Below are 16,077 nucleotides of genomic sequence, written 5' to 3' on the forward strand. Positions count from 1 at the left end.
TCTCCAGGCAGCACGCCAACCCCAACCACCACCCAGACACTAGGCAGTGGCCGATACTCGACCCCAGACACACCAGAATCGACCACTGGCCGATTTTCCAGGCAGCACGCCGACCCCAACCACCACCCAGACACTAGGCAATGGCCGATACTCGACCCCAGACACACCAGAATCGACCACTGGCCGATTTTCCCAGTGTCAGCGGTGCTCGAGTCCAACAGCCACGCACCTCACCACGGCGTCTAGGGCCAGGGCTAGGTCCTCGAACGTCATCTCCAGACTCCGACGCCCGGCCGCAGCGTCGGTCTCGGCTCCCACCGTTGCCTCCCCAACATCGCGCACGGCAGGCACATGGATGAACCCGGCCGGGCCGTCGAAGAGCGTCAACACAGAGCGGAAGACGGTGTTGCACACGAACCTGCCCGCGTCCTCCGACCCCTCGGCCGGAACCCCGAGGGAGCGTACGGCGGCGACAATTCCAGCGACGTCGAGCCGCGTCTCCAAGACGTCCGGGCCGCCGTCGATGGGGCCGTCGAGCATCGCCCCGTCATTGTCGGCGATCCGGGCGACACGCTCGTTCACCGCATGCCTCTCCGGCGTGACGGCGACCCGGCCGCCCGCCTCACCGATGCACACCACGGCATCGGGCCTGTGCCCGCGGATGGCGTCGGCGAGCGCCAGAGGGGCGCGTTCGAACGACACGGGCAGAATCTCTTTGACCAGTTCGACGGTCGGGTCGGCCCAACTAGCAGCCAGGCGGGCAACCGCTTCCCCGCTCGCGTTGACGGCGTCGCCCCCGAAAGGCTCGAACGCGGTCACCAGCACTCGCGTCATGCCAACCACCACCCGTCCTTGACGTCCAATGGCCCGGCCGAGAAAAACAGTGGGCGGGCACCCGAAGGTACCCGCCCACCATAGACCTTGCTCAGTCGATCACTCAGCAGGCTTGGAGACGCCGGTGTCGACCAGGACGCTGGGGCTCATGGTCCCGGAGACCGCGATCTTGCGGAGGTAGCGACCCTTCGAGGACGACGGCTTGAGACGCAGGATCTCGTCGAGGACGGCGTAGTAGTTGTCGATCAACTGCTGCTGACCAAACGACGCCTTGCCGATGATGAACTGCAGGTTGGCGTGGCGGTCGATGCGGAACTCGATCTTGCCGCCCTTGATCTCGGAGACGGCCTTGGCCGTGTCCATCGTGACGGTGCCGGTCTTCGGGTTCGGCATCAGGCCGCGGGGGCCGAGGACGCGGCCGAGGCGACCGACCTTGCCCATCATGTCCGGGGTGGCGACGACGGCGTCGAAGTCGAGGTAGCCGCCGGCAACCTTCTCGATCAGTTCGTCGGTGCCGATCTCGTCGGCTCCCGCCTCACGCGCGGCCTCGGCCTTGTCGCCGGAGGCGAAGACGAGGACCCTTGCCGTCTTGCCGGTGCCGTGCGGAAGGTTGACCGTGCCGCGGACCATCTGGTCGGCCTTACGCGGGTCGACACCGAGGCGGACCGCGACGTCGATGGTCTCGTCGAACTTCGCCGAGGTCATTTCCTTGATGAGGCGCAATGCCTCTTCGGGGGTGTACTGCTGGTCCGCGTCGCGCTTCTCGGCGTTCGAGCGGAAGACCTTGCTGTGCTTCATGCTGGTTCCTTGTGTTCGGCCGGGCTCTCGGGCCCGGTCACCAGTTGTGGTGTGGGGAGCACTCCCCTGCCACGTGAGATTCTTCAGGTGGTCAGTCGACCGTGACGCCCATCGAGCGCGCGGTGCCCTCGATGATCTTCATTGCGGCCTCGACGTCGTTTGCGTTGAGGTCGGGCAGCTTGGTGGTGGCGATCTCGCGGACCTGATCCTTGCTGATCTTGCCGACCTTGGTGGTCAGCGGGTTGGCCGCACCGGAGCTGATCCCGGCGGCCTTCTTGATCAGTTCGGCGGCAGGAGGGGTCTTCGTGATGAAGGTGAACGTGCGGTCCTCGTAGATGGTGATCTCGACGGGGATGACGTTGCCGCGCTGGGATTCGGTCTGGGCGTTGTACGCCTTCACGAACTCCATGATGTTGACACCGTGCGGACCGAGGGCGGTACCGACCGGGGGTGCAGGCGTGGCAGCGCCGGCCTGCAGAGCGACCTTGACGAGGGCCGCTACCTTCTTCTTGGGAGGCATGGGTTTGGGTCCTTTACCTGTATGGGTGGATGCGTCGGCGGAAACCGACGCAACGCACAATCTTAGACGACCTTTTCGACCTGCTTGAACTCGAGGTCGACGGGCGTCTCACGGCCGAGGATCTCGACGAGCGCACGGAGCCGCTGATTGTTGGCGTTGATTTCGGTGATCGTGGCGTGCACGCCTGTGAAGGGGCCGTCTGTCACCATGACGGAGTCGCCGACGGCGAAGTCGACGACCTCTACCTTCCTCTTCCGCACCACGGCACCAGCCTGGGCGGCGTTCACCTTTGCGATGACGGAAGGGGTGAGCATGTGCACGACTTCGTCGATCGACAGCGGGACCGGCTGCTGGCCGTGTCCGACGATGCCGGTCACCGACGGCGTCTGGCGCACAAGGCTCCACGAATCGTCGGTCAGTTCCATGCGGATCAGCACGTAGCCGGGAGTCACACTGCGCGTGACGGTCTTTCGCGCGTTGTTTCGGACCTCCACGACCTCTTCGGTCGGGACGATCGTCTCGAAGATGTAATCCTCCATGTTGAGGCTCTGCGCGCGGGAGTCCACGTTCTGCTTGACACGGTTCTCCATGCCCGAATAGGTGTGGATGACGTACCAGTCGCCCCACTTGCCCTCGAGTTCCTCACGGAGCGCGTCGAGCGCCTTGGCTACGGCGTCGTCGTTGTCGAGGTCTTCTTCCTCGTCAGGCTCGTCCTCGACCAGCGGCGAAAGTTCGACGGCGTCGCCGTCGCCCTCTTCCTCGCCGAGGGCGCCCAGATCAATCTCGATGTCGTCCGACGGAGCCTCGGATTCGATGGCTCCGAGGTCGATCTCGAAATCCGTGTTGTCGGATTCAGTCATCAGTAACTCCCGAGCAGCTTGAGCAGACCCCAGCCGAAACCGAAGTCCAGCAGGCCGACGATGGCGATCATGATGAGCACGAAGATCAGCACTGCGCTGAACATGGAGGCGGTCTCCGGCCACGTCGGCCACACGACCCGCTTCAACTCCGCGGCGGACTGTGCGGCGAATTGCGCTGGATTGTGCGCCTTGTAGTGGTCCTCGTGGTCCTGGGTAGCCTCGCTACGCCTGCGCGTGCGGGTCTCCTTCTTGCGGACGGGGGCCTTGGACGTCTTCCGGACGATCGCAGCGGCGGCGGCTTCCCGCTCCTCGGCGGTGAACCCCTCTTCGAGTTCGGCGATGGTCTCATCGTCGGTGTCGGGGCCGATGGCAGGTGGGATCACCTCAAGTGCGTCCTCATCGCCAGCGACGGCAGATGAGGCAGCCTCCAGCGCCTCGGGATCTTCGATGTCGGCGGCGCTGAGCGTGTCCTCATCCGACTCGACGGCCGACTCGGCAGCGTCCGTCCCACCCTGCACGAGATCCTCGTGCTCGGCGTCGCGCGACTTGTCGCTCACGCTGCTTCCCTTCGCTTGACAAACAAAATGCCTCGCCGGCAGGCCGACAGGCGTGGCGAGGTAACCGACGAAAGCGCCGACCACCTAGCAGGGCAGGAGGGACTCGAACCCCCAACCTGCGGTTTTGGAGACCGCTGCTCTGCCAGTTGAGCTACTACCCTTTTACCGACCATGCCCCCTTGTCCAGCGCCCATTTGAGCACGCTTCGACCTTGGCGACGTTTGCCGGTGCTCCCCAACTATAGGCGGTTTCCCGGCATGAGTCGAACCAGCGCTCAGGCACCGCGCAGCGCGTCGTCGGGTCACACTGGGTGCATGCAGGTTTCCGATCGTGTAAGGGCGGCCATGGCCGCCACGCCGAGAGCCGCGCATCTTCCCGACTCCCAGCGCCACCTCGCGTCTCTCGACATGGCATTGCCGCTGTTCAGGGGCGCGACGAACTCCCAGCCTTCGACGGTTGCCCGGATGCTGGACAGCTTGGACGTTCCGATCGGCGGCAGGGTCCTCGACGTCGGTGCCGGTTCCGGCTGGACGACCGCGCTTCTGGCCTGGCTCGTAGGGCCCACCGGTTCGGTGCTCGGCCTCGAGATCGATGGGGAGGTCGCCGCCTGGGGTGCCGAGCGGCTCGGCCACACCGGCCGCGTCTGGGCCCGGTTGGAGGTCGCCGATCCGACGGTGCTGGGTTGCCCCGGCGAGGCGCCCTTCGACCGGATTCTGGTCTCTGCGATGGCCTCACACCTCCCGGAGCAACTCACCGCCCAATTATCGGACGAGGGGGTGCTGGTGATCCCGGTCGACGGGCAGCTGTGGACGGTGCGTCGATCGGGCTCTGGCCTGGACGTCACCCGGTCGGGTGCCTACGTGTTCGTCCCGCTGATCGAACCGGGCGACCCTACCGGCGCCGTCCGGGAACAGTAGGCTCTCGGACATGACCACCGAGCTGCTACGAGGGCTGCTCTCCGGGATCACGGATGTCCTCCCCGACGCCGCCGCACTGCGCCGCGTGCTTCATGCCGAACCACGGCTCAGCGGCCAGGAGGGCGACACCCGTGATGCCATGACCTCGTCGCTCGGTTGGCTGGACTGGACCCCGGTTGCGGCCACCGGCGCCTGGGGACGGCTCGGGCCGGAGGGCCCGGCGGTCGGCCTTCGAGCCGAGCTGGATGCGTTGCCGGTCGCTGAGTCGACCGGGGTACCCTTCGAGTCCCGCATCCCGGGCGTGATGCACGCCTGTGGACATGACGTGCACCTGGCCGCATTGTGGTCCGTCCTGACGGCGGCGCGGAGGCTCACGCTCCCCGCTGCGATGGTGCCGATCCTGCAGCCACGCGAGGAGATCACGCCACCGGGTGCCGCCGATGTCGTGGCCTCGGGGCTCCTCGACCACCAATCCATCGAGGCCATGATCGGCGTGCACGTCCAGCCGGCGATCGACGCCGGAGTCGTGTCGACGGGCGCCGGCGCCGTCAACGCCGCCTACGACTCGTTCGAGATCGTCGTGTCGGGCACCCCTGCGCATGGCGCCTATCCGCACCTGGGCGTCGATCCGATCACCACGCTCGCCGCGATCATCGGGGAGGTTTCATCCCTGCCTTCCCGTCTCATCAACCCCACGCACGCGACGGTGGTCTCATTCGGCCAGATCCAGGGCGGCACGGCCCCGAACGTGATTCCCGACTCCGCCGTCTGCCGGGGCTCCATCCGCGCCTTCCACGAGTCCGACAGGTCACTGTTGCAGGAGGCCATCGCCAGGACCGCGGAGGGCGTGGCAACGGGCCGCGGTGCCGCTGCGAGCGTGCAGATCATCACCGGGGGGCCGGCGCTGATCAACGACCCCGGTCTGGCACGGCGGACCGATCATCACCTGACTTCGGTGGGGCTGACCGTGGCAGAGACACCTTTCCGATCATGCGGGTCGGACGACTTCTCCGAGTACGGCGCCTCGGCGGCCTCCCTGATGTGCTTCGTGGGTACCGGCCGGGTCAACGGTGTCGGCCTGCACCACGGGGCCTATCTGCCCGGGCGCGACGCCTTGGAGTTGGCCGCACGCGCCTTTGCCTGCGGTTACGCGGCCGCCGTCGACGCACTCTAGCCGATGAGCCTGGCCCACGTGAGACTGTCGACCCGGCCGGTCTCCTTGATCCGGTTGGCCTTCTGGAAGGCGCCTACAGCCTTGGTGGTGGCCTCGCCGAAAGAGCCCACGACGTCGACGTCGTGTCCCGCCTCGTTCAACTCGCCCTGCAGCGCCGTCACCGCCGGCCCGCTGGAGCCCGCCTTGAGCGAGGGGAGGAGCTTCTCCCAGGTCTGGTCGTCCATGGTGCCGGTCGAGGTGATGCCCTGCTTCTTCTGGAAGCTCGACACGGCGGCAGCCGTCAGCTTCCCGTAGCTGCCGTCCGCCTCAAGGCCCGCCGCGTCGGCGGCGTTGAGCAGGAGTTGCAGGGTCTTCACGCCTTGGCCGCTGCTGCCAGACTGGTAAGCGGGGAAGTCGCCGCCGACCGCAAACCCGGTGCCTGCGTCGGAACCACCGCTCGTTCCCCCGTCTCCCATGCCTGACGGAAACCCGGAGCCGGCCCCGCTGAGGTTGTACCGATACAGGTCGTAGGACCTCATGATCGAGATCACCTGCGTGGCGTAGCTCGGATCCGTCGCATAGCCTCCCGAACGGACCTCGGTCACGAACTGGTCCGGATGGGCCTTGTATTCGAACGCCTTCGCGTAGCGCGACGCCGAGGTGAGCAGCCGACCGTAGTCCAGGATCGAGTCACCCCAACTGGCGTAGGTGCGGAACTCGTCGACGATGAAGTACTGGGCGCCGTCCGGTTTGTACTCGGCGGTCCTGACAGGGACGCAGCCGGTCTGGTAGGGAGACTTCGTCGAGGTGCACTTGATGTTGAACAAGGTGTTGACCTTGTATACCGTCTCGGTCGGCAGGCCCTTGTCGACGGTGTAATCACCTGCCATCTTCGAGCGCCCCCACCCGGTCTCCAGCGCCGCCATCCCGATCGCCACGGAACTGGGGATGCCGGTTTTGCGCTCATTCTCCTGCGCCGGTTTGACCAGCTTTTCGATGAACTCCGACTGCACGGAGGCGGTGGCTTGATTGGGCACGATGGCGGCGATGCCGAGCACGAGCGCGGCAGCGACCGCGACCTTGATCCAACGCATTTGGACGTCCTCCCGGGGTCGGTGGGGGTGGGCCGAGGTTAGCGGGGTTCGGGGCTTGACTGTAAGTTTCTCAAGCTCAGCTTGAGGCTTCGGGAAGCTCAAGGCCGATCAGGTTCACCTCCGGCACCAGCGTCACCCCGAACCGCTCTGCGACACCTGCGCGGACCTGACCTGCCACCTCGACCAGATCGGCGGCGGAGGCCCCACCCCGGTTTGTCAACGCCAGCACATGCTTGCCCGAAAGGGCCGCCCGCGCATTCCCGTAGCCCCTGGAGAAGCCGGCGTGCTGGATGAGCCAGGCGGCGCTGGTCTTGACCCGGCCGCCACCGGCGGGGAACCGTGGCGCGTCGTCGGGAAGCGCACCCGCGGCGTCGGCGTCGAGGATGGGGTTGGTGAAGAATGATCCCGCGCTCCACGTGTCGTGATCGGACGGGTCGAGCACCATGCCTTTGCCCCGGCGGATCTCGAGGACCTTTTCGCGGACGAGCCGCGAATCGACCCTTGCGCCGACCTCGACACCGAGTCGGCCGGCGAGCTCGGAATAGGCGATGGGTCGACTGAGGTTCCCCAGGGTGAACTGGTATGAGACCTCAAGCACGACGTAGCGTCCCGGCTCCCGCTTGAAGCGCGACGTGCGGTACCCGAAGCCGCAGTCGACAACCGGGAACGTCTTCTGGGCCCGGTCACGCCGGTCCCAGGTGCGCACCGAGGAGATGGTCTGTGCCACCTCCGCCCCGTAGGCCCCGACGTTCTGGATCGGCGTAGCACCGACGCTGCCTGGGATACCCGAGAGCGTCTCGATCCCACACCATTCCTGCGCGACGGCGTGAGCGACGAAGTCGTCCCAGTCGACGCCCGCAGCCACCCGCACCGCGGCTCCGCCGCAGGCCGACACGTCCGCCTCGATCCCGGTGTTCGCTACCCGCACCACCGTCCCGGGGAACCCGGCGTCGGCTACAAGCAGGTTGGAGCCGCCGCCGAGGATGAGGACGGGGACGCCACGTTCGTCGCAGTCGGTCACGATCGAGATCAGTTCCGCCTCCGAACCGGCCACCACGAAACGGTCAGCCGCGCCGCCGACGCGGAGCGTGGTGTGGTCGCGCAGCAGCGGAGACGGGTCGATCGGCCTTCCGGTGGACGCCACCTCGAAGCGGTCGGCGCTACAGCTGGACAATGCTAACCTCCGCGCGGGGCTAACCTCCGCGCGGGCGGCCCCCAGGACGGCGTCGTCGCCGCAGGTCGCGGTGAGCGCGATCTTCGCGATCCCGTCTGCCACCTCGGTGACCTTGCCCGAGTAGACGACCTCGGTGCCGTCGTCGGTGTCGGGAACGACGACGGGGCGGGTGAAGCGGACGAAGTAGCTGAGCACGCGGCCGGGGTCGCCAACGGCGTCCGTGACGAGCTTCAGGCCGGCGCCCATCGTCCACATGCCGTGGGCGACGACGCCCGGCAGCCCGATCGCGCGGGCATGCCGATCCGAGAAGTGAATCTCGTTGAAATCCGTCGACGCACCCGAATACCGCACGACGGTCGACCGGGTGACCTTGACCCTGAGTTCCGGTAGGACCTGTCCGACTGTGAACTCAGGCATCGGCCTCTCCTGTCGTGTGCATGAGCGTGGACCGGGCCTCGCAGACGGTCTCATCGTCGACGGTGAGGTCCACGAGGATGGTGACCATGTCGAGGTTGCCCCGGTTGCGGACCTTCTCGATGCTCAGCGTCGCCACCACCGCGTCGCCTGGGCGCAGCGGCCCGCGGAACACGAACCCCTGATCGCCGTGCATGGTCCGGTTCAGGGCCAGACCGAGTTCCTCGTCCCCGAACAACGCGTCCCAGGCCTGGGCCGCGATCACGGCGGCGAAGGTCGGCGGCGCGATCGGCGTCGAACCGAAGTAGGCCGGATTGTCGTCGCAGATCGCGCGCGCAAACTCCGCGATCTTTGCGTGGCTGACGACGTAGGGCGGCGCGGGTGGGTACCGGCGACCAACGTGCTCGGGCGTGATGGGCATGGCGCTCAGCCTATCGCGGGAATGCGAAACGGCCGCCCCCCTTTGGGGACGGCCGTCTCTCGGGCTCTCGTCCGGGATCAGCGGGTCTCGCGGTGCACCTGGTGCACACGGCAACGCGGGCAGAACTTCTTGAGTTCGAGACGATCGGGATCGTTGCGGCGGTTCTTCTTGGTGATGTAGTTGCGCTCCTTGCACTCAGTGCAGGCGAGCGTGATCTTCGGACGGACGTCCTGAGACTTCTTAGCCATTTCGCATTTCCTTCGAGCTTGTGAGTGCTACGCGTCTGTTGTGGTGACGAGGGCGGGACTTGAACCCGCGACACAGCGATTATGAGCCGCTTGCTCTACCGACTGAGCTACCCCGTCAGGTAGTCCGTCCCGAGGGTGGTGCCACGGGACGAACAGAGCCCCCATGCGGAATCGAACCGCAGACCTTCTCCTTACCATGGAGACGCTCTGCCTACTGAGCTATAGGGGCCAGCCGACGACCAACCATATACGACTTCCCGCCGGCACCACAAATCGGGGTTCCCGGGTGCTCGGTGAAGGTCTGGCGTTGAGCACTATCCGGGGTTCGTCAGGCAGAACGACGCCCAGTTGCGGCGTGTCGCGGATCGAGTCCTGGATAGTGCTCAAGACTTATCCACAGCCCGCGCGATTCCCCTCCCCACCCGACCCTCACGAGGCAGGCTCGGACCATGAACCCGGAACTTGTCGCTCTCCTGACCGACGGTGTCGCCTCCGCCCGCGAACACCCCCACCTTGCCCGCGCCCTCAACTCTTGCGCCTTCCGAGGCGAACTGATCCGGCTGCTCCCCGGCATCTACGCGGCCCCCGACCACGACGACCGCGCGACCCGACTGCAGGCCGTCTGCGCCTACCGGCAGCCGCTCGTCATCACCCGACGTGACGCCGCAGCCCTCACCTGGTGGCCCGAGATCGAGTGCGGCGAAGACATCGACGTCGCCAGCCCAGCTGAGATCAAGACCGGGAAAGGATTCAGATTCGAGCAGCGCCTCATCCGCCCCGACCTCACGACACGCCGCTTCGGCCTCAACGTCACCTCACCGGAGCTGACGGTGCTCGACCTCATCGTCGACCTTGGCGCGAGCGCGATCGATGAGTCCCTCCGCCGCCGGGCGGTCACGCTACCCCGTCTGCGTCGCGCGCTGCTGCTCACCCCCGGACGGCGAGGGAACCGTCTGCGACGCGAGCTCCTGGAGGACTCGCGCGATGCCCCCTGGTCGACCCTTGAGCGCGAGGCGCACCGCCTGCTGCGTGCCGCCGGCCTCACGGGCTGGTCCACCAACTACAGGGTCGACCTGGGCACCGACACGTTCTTCCTCGACATCGCCATCCCAGCTGTGCGTCTCGGCATCGAACTCGACGGGGCCAGCTACCACGACACTGACGACGCATTCCACCTCGACCGGCGGAGGGACCGCGCCTTGAGCCGCGCCGGCTGGCAGATCATCAGGTTCACCGCCAAGAGCCTCGACGAACTGGTCGAGACCATCGAGTCGCTGATCCATCAGCGACGACGGCTCCTCGGGAAGCGCAGCGCCTGAGGGTCAGGCCCTCAGGCCCGCGATTCCAGTCTCGAGCGCCTCCGCGAAAAGCGTCTCGCGCTCGTCGGCAGTCAGGTCGCCCGAGCCGTCGAACAGGTGGTCGGACACCGTCAGCACCGCCAGCGCCTCCCGCCCGGCCCGCAACGCGCAGGCATACAGACCGGCAGCTTCCATCTCGACACCTAGCGTGCCGAGCTTGTCCAGCGCCGGGATTATGTCGGTTCGGGTGCTGTAGAAGAAGTCGCTGGTGAAGACCGGCCCGATGTGGACGCTCCTACCTGACGACCTGGCATGGTCGACCGCCCCGCGGAGCATGTCGAATGAGGGCGCGAGCGAGAGTGTGACCCCGGGAAGATCGATGGTCGACACCTTCGAGCTGGTGTGCGCCGACGACGCCACGACAACGTCACGGACGGCGACCTTAGGGGAGATGCCACCGCACGTGCCGACGCGGCAGATCCTGTCGACCCCGTACTGCTCGTACAACTCGGTCGCGTAGATGGACAGGCTCGGGACGCCCATCCCGGAGGCCATCGCCGTCACCGGGATGCCGTCGATCGTCCCGGTCCAGGCGCCGATGCCGCGCACGTCCGAGACGAGGCGGGCACCGTCCATCCGGGTGCGTGCGATCCGTTCGGCCCTCTTCGGGTCCCCTGGCATGAGTACCAGGGAAGCGATGTCGCCGGGCTCACATGCGATGTGCGGAGTGGCCATCGTCGGCCTCCTTCGGTGGTGCCGGAATACGAACAAGGCCCCGAACCAATCCGATTCGGGGCCTTGTGGCAGGTGTTGGATTCGAACCAACGTAGCTTGCGCGACGGTTTTACAGACCGTTCCCTTTGGCCGCTCGGGCAACCTGCCGTGCCGGTAACCCGGCGCCGCACGAGCATAGCAGGGTGTCGACGGGCTCGGCAAAGCAGCGACGGTGGTGTCGACACGCCGGGCTCTGTAGGCATTCGATCGCTGGCACAATGGCTTGAAGATGAGCACTATTCCGGGGTCGATCACGGTATTAGCGATCAAACCGTGCCGTTCGGCGATCCAACCCGGAATAGTGCTCAACGCCCCACCCAGCCCACGGAGGACAGCCATGGCATCGGACAGCTCATTCGACATCGTCAGCAAGGTCGATCGGCAGGAGGTCGACAACGCCCTGAACCAGGCCGCGAAGGAGGTGTCGCAGCGGTTCGACTTCAAGAACACCGACGCAAAGATCGCCTGGTCGGGCGAGTCCATCGAGATGCAGGCCGTCTCCGAGGAGCGCGTCAAGGCGGTCCTCGACGTGTTCCAATCGAAGCTCGCTCGTCGCGGGGTCAGCCTCAAGGCACTCGACGCCGACGAGCCCCGGGCCTCTGGCAAACTCTGGAAGATCACCGCCACTACCAAGGAGGGGATCAAACAGGAGGACGCCAAGAAGATCTCGAAGCTGATCCGCGACGAGGGACCGAAGGGCGTCAAGGCGCAGATCCAAGGCGACGAACTGCGCGTCTCCTCGAAGAGCCGGGACGACCTTCAGGAGGTCCAGAAACTCATCAAGGACCAGGACTACGACTTCGCCGTACAGTACGTGAACTACCGCTGACCAACCGAACCGACCCCAGGAGGCTGCTGTGCTCGCGCTCAGACCATTGCGCCAAGGCGACGCACCGGACGTGCTCGCCGCGTTCCAGTCCGACCCCGGCATGTCTCGGCAAGGCACCGTCACGACCATGGCGGAGGCAGAGGGGTATGTCGCAGGCCTCCTGGGCGACGGGTACTCCTTCGCCATCACCGACGACGACCGGCTCGTCGGGCTGGTCGGGGTCACGCTCGACCCCACCAACAAGGTTGGCTGGTTCTGGTACTGGATGAACCAGTCGCATCGCGGCCGGGGCTGGGCGTCGAAGGCCGCGACCGCGGTCGCGAACTGGGCTCTGGCGACCGGCGACTGCGAGCGTCTCGAACTCGGTCACAGGGCCGACAACCCGCTCTCGGGCAACGTGGCGGGCGCGGCCGGTTTCGTCCGAGAGGGTCGCGAGCGAGGAAAGTTCCTGATCGACGGCGCCCGCGTCGACGTGCTCACCTACGGCCGCCTCACCACCGACCCATGGCCCCAGGCCGTGCTGGACATCGCCCGATGAGGCGGATCGGCACCCACAACGTAAACGGCATCCGGGCAGCGCTGAGACGCGGTTTCCGCCCCTTCTGGGACTCGGCCGAGGCAGATGTGATCGCGCTGCAGGAGGTGCGCTGCCGGGTCGCCGACCTCCCACTCGATGCGTTCGACGGCTACCACGTCACGCTCGACACCGGCCAGCTCGCCGGGCGCAACGGGGTGGCGATCCTCACCCGCACGCCCCCGACCCGCATCCGTTCCCTGACCACCACCGTGACGTCGATCGCACAGGGCGATGAGCCCCGATCGATCGACTCGGAGCGCGTCGTCGGACGAGACCTCGCCGCGTTCGCTGATGAGGGCCGCTACCTGGAGGTCGACCTGGCCGACGCCCCCGTCCGGGTCGCCTCGCTCTACCTGCCGAAGGGAGCGGCCTGGCCCCACGAATTGGGCACCGAGGAGAAGTACCGGCGCAAGATGCGTTTCATGCGGGGCCTCGCCCGCACCCTGGTCGCCTCGCGCCGCGACGCCGCGGCCGACGGCCGGGAGTTACTGGTGATGGGAGATTTCAACATCGCACACACCAGGCAGGACCTGCGCAACTGGCGCAGCAACCAGAAATCCGAAGGGTTCCTCCCCGAGGAGCGCGAATGGTTCGGTTCGGTGACCGGCCCACGAACCATGGTCGACGTCGTGCGTTCCCTGAACCCGGACGCCGACGGCCCCTACAGCTGGTGGTCGTGGCGGGGGCAGGCCTTCACCAACGATGCGGGGTGGCGGATCGACTACCACCTCGCCACGCCTAGGCTCGCGAAGGCTGCCACCTCGGCGTTCGTCGGGCGCGAGTCGACCTACGACGAGCGCATCAGTGACCACTCCCCCGTCGTAGTCGACTACGACACCTCGACGCTGGCGGCCTGATTCAGGCCCCCGCCTCCGTCTCCACGTCTGGCCCTTCCATCGGCTGGCTGAGCTCGTGCGAGTGAACCGTCCAGTAGGTGGCTGCGAACAGGATCAGCACCAGCATCCAGAGTCCGTTGCGGATGCCGAAGTTCATGGCGTTGAAGCCCAGCAGCACCACGGTCGCCACGATCGCGGCCCGCAGCGCCCGCGAACTCGGCCTCGTCATCGGCAGCAGCACCGCCCCCCAGAGCAGATACCAGGAATGGATGGCGGGGGCGCACAGCGCGAACCAGATGAACGAATAGCTGATGAAGTGAAGCGGTCGTCGGCCCAGATGTCTCCAGGCGAACCAGGCGATCCCGAGGACCCCGACCACGGAGCCGATGCCTCGGAACACCGTGATCGCCGTCCGGCCGCCGCCGGGGTCCAGACCGAGCAGATTGATCGGGAACTGCACGATGTGGCCAAGCACCGTAAATGGTGAGACCGTGTCCACCATCCCGGGCACGTTGATGGCGTTGACCCAGCCGAACCCGAGCCCGGAGGCGAAGGAGAAGCTCGCGAACACCGCGACCGAGAGGGCAAGCGAGGTCAGCGCCCTGATTGCAGCCCACGCCACGCTCTTCGGGCGCCAGGAGGTCCAGGGCACGACCAGGAACGGTAGTGCGACCGCGGTCAGGAACGCAGGCTGCTTCACCGCGGCTGCGACACCGACGACCAGGGCGCCCAGCCACCAGCGCCGGTAGCGCATCGTCAGCCAGATCCCCAGCAGCATCAGGCCAGTCATCAGTGAGTCGTTGTGGGCGCCGCCGATGAAGTCGATCACCAGGATCGGGTTGAGCACGGAGAACCAGCTCGCAGCCGCCCGGTCGACCCCGACCAACCTCGCGATCCTCGGCACCATGGTCCCGATCAGCGCGACCCCGACCAGTGCCGGTACCCGCATCAGGACCGCGGATAGGAACGGATCCAGCCCTGCAAGGAGGACGATGCCGTGGCTCATCCACAACGCCAACGGTCCGTATGGCGCGGTCGTGTCGCGCCACACCCAGGCGACCTGGTCGGCGTAGTAGCCGGGCAGGATCCCGGGTCCGACGGCGTACGGATTGAGGTTGTTGTGGATCAGCCAGCCATGCGCCGCATACGAGTAGGCGTCGTGTGAGAAGATCGGCGGCCCGAACAGAAGCGGGAACGAGATGATGCCCAGCACCGCCCAATGCCTCAACTGCGGCCGACCTTGGGCCCGCCGTTTCGCCGGACGCAGCCTGAACCACGATTCGAGCAGCAGCATCAACCCGAGCAGCGTCGCCACCGTGCCGACCCACTTGGTCGTGGGCCCATCGATGCCGAGCCCACGCAGCACATCCCACATCGGCGAGGCCTGCGGCAGGTATGCGGGGCTGAGCGACCCGATCAGGATGCCGAGACTGCCCGCGAAACCTGCCCACACCGCGCGCGACGATGCCGCCCGCTGCAGGTCACCGATCGCCCGGACGATCCGGTCAGGCACCGTCGCGCCTGACCAACCGTCCCCTGTCATACAACAGGTCGACCAGCCGGTCGGCCGACGGCACGTGTGCCCCGTCCCACACCAGTGCATCGGTCGGGCACTGCTCGATGCAGACCCCGCAGTACATGCACAGCGCCCAGTCGATCGTGAACGTGTCCAGCACGTTGTGGGTCCGTGGACGCGAGCCGGGGGCCGGCACGGTCTGCTCCTGGTGCGAGGTGAGCGTGATGCACCACGTGGGGCACTCCCGTGCGCAGATCATGCACGAAGTGCAGGCCTCCTCGATCAAGGCGATCGAACCGTGGATCATCTCGGCCTCCGCACGCGGGCACCGGTCGCCGACAGCGCGATGTCCGCGGCCGCCGCCCCAGGGTCGGCGAGCACGGCAGGGTCGGGCACCCCGGGTGGCACCAGCTTTCGCCTGCCTGGTGAGGACCCCGACTCGCCAGGTTCCAGCGCCCCAGGCCAACCTGTCAGCTGGCGCTGTTCGAGCAGCACATCCTTACGCATCGGGGCACCCCCGCCATGGTGGATCAGTGGACGGTTGTCGCCGCCCTCGAAGCGGACACCGAAGAAGTCGTGGGCCTGCCGTTGCAGGAAGGAGGCACCGGGGAACAACGGGGCCAGATCGGGTAGCCGCGGGTCGTCTCTGTCGGTGCGCGCCTCGACCACCACATCCTGCCCGGTGTCGGGGTCGAGGAGCCGGACGGCGACCCGGATCTCGTCGGAGATCCCGACCTCGTCGACCGCCGTCAACCCGAGCAGGAAGCGGTAACCATCCGCTTTCGCGGCCGCAACATCCTCATACAGGCTCATGCTCGGCTCCTGCCCGCTCGGTTGCGAGGAAATCGTCCAGCGCTGACGGTGGCGGTGGGCAACCCGCGATGAAGTGGTCGACCGGCACAACCGCGCCTGCGCCTCTCACTACCGCATACGAATCCCAGTACGGCCCCCCGGCACAGGCGCAGGCCCCGAACGCGACGACCCGGGAGCGCTCCGGGACGGCGCCGAGCACCGCAGAGATGGAGGGCAGCATCGGCCCCGTGATGGTTCCAGACAAGGTGACGACCACGCCGGCCCCCTCGGGGATGTCTTCCAGCGGCACCCCGGTGCGCTCTCCCGTGGCGGCCTGCGTCTCGAGCGCGCAGCAGGCAAGCGGCACGTCGACGACGTAGAGGGACCCGTCGCCGAACCAGTCCCGAGCTGCAACCATGCGGGCAGTCTACGCGGCCTCATGGCTTCCCCATTCGCTCCTGGCCA

General features: G+C 66.9%; 20 protein-coding genes, 4 tRNA genes and 1 pseudogene. 6 read left to right on the forward strand and 19 right to left on the reverse strand.

All coding sequences use genetic code 11. The features are described 5' to 3' along the window. Positions 1 to 198: 198 nt before the first annotated feature. The 6 genes from BUC15_RS04910 to BUC15_RS04935 form a co-directional block, all read right to left on the reverse strand. The gene (locus BUC15_RS04910; protein ID WP_073186428.1) at positions 199 to 834 is read right to left on the reverse strand and encodes a pyroglutamyl-peptidase I; all 636 of its coding nucleotides are present in this window, start codon (positions 832 to 834) and stop codon (positions 199 to 201) included. Positions 835 to 933: 99 nt separating this feature from the next. Continuing rightward, complete coding sequence (rplA, locus tag BUC15_RS04915; RefSeq protein WP_073186429.1) at positions 934 to 1,632, reverse strand: 50S ribosomal protein L1; 699 nt, start codon at positions 1,630 to 1,632, stop codon at positions 934 to 936. A 91-nt stretch (positions 1,633 to 1,723) separates the two neighbouring features. Continuing rightward, positions 1,724 to 2,152 (reverse strand): 50S ribosomal protein L11, encoded by a 429-nt coding sequence (rplK, locus tag BUC15_RS04920; RefSeq protein ID WP_073186430.1) that lies wholly within the window; start codon positions 2,150 to 2,152, stop codon positions 1,724 to 1,726. A 62-nt stretch (positions 2,153 to 2,214) separates the two neighbouring features. Then, positions 2,215 to 3,012: a transcription termination/antitermination protein NusG gene (gene nusG / locus BUC15_RS04925; RefSeq protein WP_073186431.1), complete on the reverse strand. Its 798-nt coding sequence runs from the start codon at positions 3,010 to 3,012 to the stop codon at positions 2,215 to 2,217. After that, a complete protein-coding gene (gene secE / locus BUC15_RS20705) occupies positions 3,012 to 3,569 on the reverse strand; it encodes a preprotein translocase subunit SecE (protein WP_245787893.1) in 558 nt (185 codons plus the stop codon). The genes nusG and secE overlap by 1 nt, the downstream gene beginning before the upstream one ends. An 88-nt stretch (positions 3,570 to 3,657) precedes the next feature. Next, a tRNA-Trp gene (locus BUC15_RS04935) sits at positions 3,658 to 3,730 on the reverse strand. 153 nt (positions 3,731 to 3,883) lie between these two features. Between BUC15_RS04935 and BUC15_RS04940 the strand changes: the two genes are divergently transcribed. Continuing rightward, positions 3,884 to 4,486, forward strand: coding sequence for a protein-L-isoaspartate O-methyltransferase family protein (locus BUC15_RS04940; RefSeq protein ID WP_175558245.1), 603 nt, complete (start codon positions 3,884 to 3,886; stop codon positions 4,484 to 4,486). A 10-nt stretch (positions 4,487 to 4,496) separates the two neighbouring features. Then, on the forward strand, positions 4,497 to 5,660 hold the full coding sequence (locus tag BUC15_RS04945; protein ID WP_073186433.1) for a M20 metallopeptidase family protein: 1,164 nt from the start codon (positions 4,497 to 4,499) through the stop codon (positions 5,658 to 5,660). Here BUC15_RS04945 and BUC15_RS04950 read toward each other — a convergent pair. From BUC15_RS04950 to BUC15_RS04980, 7 genes and pseudogenes are all read right to left on the reverse strand, one after another. Then, positions 5,657 to 6,733 carry a peptidoglycan-binding protein gene (locus tag BUC15_RS04950; protein ID WP_073186434.1) on the reverse strand — a complete coding sequence of 359 codons (1,077 nt, stop codon included), beginning with the start codon at positions 6,731 to 6,733 and terminating at the stop codon, positions 5,657 to 5,659. The genes BUC15_RS04945 and BUC15_RS04950 overlap by 4 nt on opposite strands. A 76-nt stretch (positions 6,734 to 6,809) precedes the next feature. Then, positions 6,810 to 7,907: a UDP-N-acetylmuramate dehydrogenase gene (locus tag BUC15_RS04955; RefSeq protein ID WP_425443332.1), complete on the reverse strand. Its 1,098-nt coding sequence runs from the start codon at positions 7,905 to 7,907 to the stop codon at positions 6,810 to 6,812. 141 nt (positions 7,908 to 8,048) lie between these two features. Then, positions 8,049 to 8,378 (reverse strand): annotated as a pseudogene (locus BUC15_RS19820) (MaoC/PaaZ C-terminal domain-containing protein); the annotation flags it as partial. Further along, positions 8,317 to 8,742, reverse strand: a complete 426-nt coding sequence (locus BUC15_RS04965; protein WP_073186435.1) for an FAS1-like dehydratase domain-containing protein — start codon at positions 8,740 to 8,742, stop codon at positions 8,317 to 8,319. The gene BUC15_RS04965 and the pseudogene BUC15_RS19820, both read right to left, overlap by 62 nt. Before the next feature lie 77 nt (positions 8,743 to 8,819). Continuing rightward, positions 8,820 to 8,990: a 50S ribosomal protein L33 gene (rpmG, locus tag BUC15_RS04970; protein WP_073186436.1), complete on the reverse strand. Its 171-nt coding sequence runs from the start codon at positions 8,988 to 8,990 to the stop codon at positions 8,820 to 8,822. 41 nt (positions 8,991 to 9,031) lie between these two features. After that, a tRNA-Met gene (locus tag BUC15_RS04975) sits at positions 9,032 to 9,107 on the reverse strand. A 39-nt stretch (positions 9,108 to 9,146) separates the two neighbouring features. Further along, positions 9,147 to 9,219, reverse strand: a tRNA-Thr gene (locus BUC15_RS04980). A gap of 220 nt (positions 9,220 to 9,439) precedes the next feature. Here BUC15_RS04980 and BUC15_RS04985 point away from each other — a divergent pair. Then, positions 9,440 to 10,309 carry a DUF559 domain-containing protein gene (locus BUC15_RS04985; RefSeq protein ID WP_073186437.1) on the forward strand — a complete coding sequence of 290 codons (870 nt, stop codon included), beginning with the start codon at positions 9,440 to 9,442 and terminating at the stop codon, positions 10,307 to 10,309. 3 nt (positions 10,310 to 10,312) lie between these two features. Here BUC15_RS04985 and deoD read toward each other — a convergent pair whose 3' ends face one another. Together deoD and BUC15_RS04995 are read right to left on the reverse strand one after the other, a co-directional pair. After that, positions 10,313 to 11,023: a purine-nucleoside phosphorylase gene (gene deoD / locus BUC15_RS04990; protein WP_073186438.1), complete on the reverse strand. Its 711-nt coding sequence runs from the start codon at positions 11,021 to 11,023 to the stop codon at positions 10,313 to 10,315. A 66-nt stretch (positions 11,024 to 11,089) separates the two neighbouring features. Then, positions 11,090 to 11,170: transfer RNA gene (locus BUC15_RS04995), tRNA-Tyr, on the reverse strand. Between the two features lie 229 nt (positions 11,171 to 11,399). Here BUC15_RS04995 and BUC15_RS05000 point away from each other — a divergent pair. From BUC15_RS05000 to BUC15_RS05010, 3 genes are read left to right on the forward strand one after another with little or no spacing between them, the layout of a single operon-like run. After that, on the forward strand, positions 11,400 to 11,891 hold the full coding sequence (locus tag BUC15_RS05000; RefSeq protein ID WP_073186439.1) for a YajQ family cyclic di-GMP-binding protein: 492 nt from the start codon (positions 11,400 to 11,402) through the stop codon (positions 11,889 to 11,891). 28 nt (positions 11,892 to 11,919) lie between these two features. After that, positions 11,920 to 12,429: a GNAT family N-acetyltransferase gene (locus BUC15_RS05005; RefSeq protein WP_073186440.1), complete on the forward strand. Its 510-nt coding sequence runs from the start codon at positions 11,920 to 11,922 to the stop codon at positions 12,427 to 12,429. Continuing rightward, entirely contained in the window at positions 12,426 to 13,325 is a 900-nt protein-coding gene (locus BUC15_RS05010; protein ID WP_073186441.1) for an exodeoxyribonuclease III, read from the forward strand. Before BUC15_RS05005 ends, BUC15_RS05010 begins: the two co-directional genes overlap by 4 nt. Position 13,326: 1 nt before the next feature. Here the strand turns inward: BUC15_RS05010 and mptB are convergent, their stop codons facing one another. From mptB to BUC15_RS05030, 4 genes are read right to left on the reverse strand one after another with little or no spacing between them, the layout of a single operon-like run. Beyond that, entirely contained in the window at positions 13,327 to 14,817 is a 1,491-nt protein-coding gene (gene mptB / locus BUC15_RS05015) for a polyprenol phosphomannose-dependent alpha 1,6 mannosyltransferase MptB (protein ID WP_073186442.1), read from the reverse strand. After that, positions 14,810 to 15,127: a 4Fe-4S binding protein gene (locus BUC15_RS05020; RefSeq protein ID WP_073186443.1), complete on the reverse strand. Its 318-nt coding sequence runs from the start codon at positions 15,125 to 15,127 to the stop codon at positions 14,810 to 14,812. The genes mptB and BUC15_RS05020 overlap by 8 nt, the downstream gene beginning before the upstream one ends. Continuing rightward, positions 15,124 to 15,633 (reverse strand): NADH-quinone oxidoreductase subunit C, encoded by a 510-nt coding sequence (locus BUC15_RS05025; protein WP_073186444.1) that lies wholly within the window; start codon positions 15,631 to 15,633, stop codon positions 15,124 to 15,126. The genes BUC15_RS05020 and BUC15_RS05025 overlap by 4 nt, the downstream gene beginning before the upstream one ends. After that, positions 15,620 to 16,030 carry an NADH-quinone oxidoreductase subunit B gene (locus tag BUC15_RS05030; protein ID WP_073186445.1) on the reverse strand — a complete coding sequence of 137 codons (411 nt, stop codon included), beginning with the start codon at positions 16,028 to 16,030 and terminating at the stop codon, positions 15,620 to 15,622. The genes BUC15_RS05025 and BUC15_RS05030 overlap by 14 nt, the downstream gene beginning before the upstream one ends. Positions 16,031 to 16,077 lie beyond the last annotated feature (47 nt).

The sequence above is a fragment of the Tessaracoccus bendigoensis DSM 12906 genome (genome assembly GCF_900141915.1).
Classification (GTDB): domain Bacteria; phylum Actinomycetota; class Actinomycetes; order Propionibacteriales; family Propionibacteriaceae; genus Arachnia; species Arachnia bendigoensis.